The organism is Actinocrinis puniceicyclus (assembly GCF_018283645.1).
Taxonomy (GTDB): Bacteria; Actinomycetota; Actinomycetes; order Streptomycetales; family Catenulisporaceae; genus Actinocrinis; species Actinocrinis puniceicyclus.
Genome location: NZ_JAGSXH010000388.1, coordinates 1 through 461, shown reverse-complemented (window position 1 = coordinate 461; position 461 = coordinate 1). Strand labels below are relative to the sequence as shown.

At 65.7% G+C, this 461-nt stretch carries 1 protein-coding gene; it reads right to left on the bottom strand.

The genetic code is table 11. From position 1 onward, the window contains the following. Positions 1-461: DNA methyltransferase (locus KGA66_RS32590; protein WP_211472918.1), on the bottom strand; the 461-nt coding region annotated here is incomplete at both ends.

The following is a 461-nucleotide window of genomic DNA, read 5'->3' as shown; positions in this document are numbered from 1 at the left end:
ACCTTGATGGTCTCAGGCGCCTGCGATTCAGTCGGTTGCGCGTTGGCGTCAGCGGCGGCATGCACAGCAGCCACCCGTTCGCGCGCCACGCGGCAATAGTCGGCGTTGATCTCGAAGCCGGCGAAGCGGCGGCCTAGCCTTGCACACGCGGCCGCCGTGGTGCCGCTGCCCAGAAACGGATCCAGCACGAGGCCGCCCGGCGGGCAGCTTGCCAGGATCATGCGTTCCACCAGTTCCAGCGGCTTTTGCGTCGGGTGCTCGGCGCGCTCCGGGTCTTGCCGGTGCAGGCGCGACACGCTCCACACGTCCTTCGGGTTGTAGCCGACTTCCAGCCACTTCTTGCCCTCGAAACGCTTGCGGCTGCGCGCCTTCTTCGTTTCGGCGTCGTACGGAATGCGCACGGCGTCGACATCGAAGTAGTAATCGCGCGAAGCGGCAAAAAAGCCGATGTTGTCGTGCAC